Origin of the sequence: Caballeronia humi, from assembly GCF_001544475.1 — a bacterium.
Classification (GTDB): domain Bacteria; phylum Pseudomonadota; class Gammaproteobacteria; order Burkholderiales; family Burkholderiaceae; genus Caballeronia; species Caballeronia humi.
Genome location: NZ_FCNW02000182.1, coordinates 1 through 1,369, shown reverse-complemented (window position 1 = coordinate 1,369; position 1,369 = coordinate 1). Strand labels below are relative to the sequence as shown.

Sequence of the window (1,369 nt, the reverse complement as noted above, 5' to 3'; positions counted from 1 at the left end):
TGAGATTGACCCGCTCCAACGGACAGATTTGCAGTTAAAGATTTGTCGTGGTCCGGCCTCCGTTAAGCGTTGAGTCGCGGGTTGTCCACGGACGGGCAGCGGGTCGCTTCTCACGACCACGACGCTGCCCGTCGGTGGGCAACCCGCAGGGTGATACGGCTTTTCTCTTGGCGCTCAGGTTTTCGAATTCGAGCGGCGAACAATAGCCGATGCTGCTATGCAGGCGGCGTACGTTGTACCAGCCTTCCAAGAAGGAGAAGATGCGCCTGCGGGCTTGTTCATGGGTCGCGAAGTGTTCGCGCGACAGGAGTTCTGCTTCGAGTGTCCCAAAGAAGGATTCGCACATCGCATTGTCGTACGCGTCGCCGGCTGTACCCATCGACGGCTGCACGCCGGCTTCGCGGCAGCGTCGCCCAAAGGCAATGGATGTGTATTGGGCCCCCTGGTCGGAATGTAAAATCACGCCCTCATGACGTCGCTGCTGGAGGGCCATGTCGAGCGCGCGCAACATCAGTTCGGTGTACAAGTGGCTCGACATCGCCCAGCCGACGATGCGCCGGCTGAAGACATCAAGCACCACAGCCAGATAGAGAAAGCCTTCTGTCGTCGGAATGTAGGTGGCATCTGCGACCCACAGTATGTTGGGCCCTCCAGCATTGAAGTGCCGGCGCACGAGGTCCGGCGCACGCCGTGCCCCCGCACGCTGGCGCGTTGTACGCGGCCAGCGCCGTCGACTTGCTCCCCGTAGGTCCGCGATGCGCATCAGGCGCGCGACTCGTTTGCGTCCCACGTGCACTCCCTCGCGCGCAAGTTGCGCATGGATGCGCGGCACTCCGTACGTACCTCGCGAACTCGCATGCAGCGTACGAATGCGCGTCAGTAGCTGAGCATCGCTACGTGACCGCCTTGATGGCTCCCTCACCAGCCACGCGTAGTAACCGCTGGTCGAGACTCCCAGCAGCCGCGCCATCGTGGCAATGGGCCAACGGGCCTGGTTTGCTCTCATGAATCCGTATCCTTCGAGGACACGGCTCCTGTCTCTCGGGCGAACCAGGCCGCGGCGTGAGAGAGAATGTCGCGCTCCGTCTTCAATTGCCGATTCTCGCGGCGCAAACGGGTGAGCTCTTGGCGCTCAGCCGTGGTCAACCCCTCCTGACGCACGCCGGCGTCAATATCCGCCTGCGCCACCCAGTTGATTATCGTCTGCACACTAGGCTCGAACTCTCGCGCAAGCTCCTCGGGTGTTCGCCCCGCCTTCACCAGTTCGACTATGTGAGCCCGGAACTCCGCCGGGTACGGTGCTCGATGCTTGCCCATTTTGACACCCCCTTTTAAAAGGATAGGTGTCCGTTTTGGCGGGTCAATCTCA

Annotated in this window: 1 pseudogene; it reads right to left on the bottom strand. The window is 61.6% G+C overall.

Annotation, left to right across the window (positions count from 1 at the left end):
* Positions 1–181: 181 nt before the first annotated feature.
* A pseudogene (locus tag AWB65_RS34900) lies at positions 182–1,317 on the bottom strand (IS3 family transposase); the annotation flags it as partial.
* Positions 1,318–1,369: the final 52 nt, after the last annotated feature.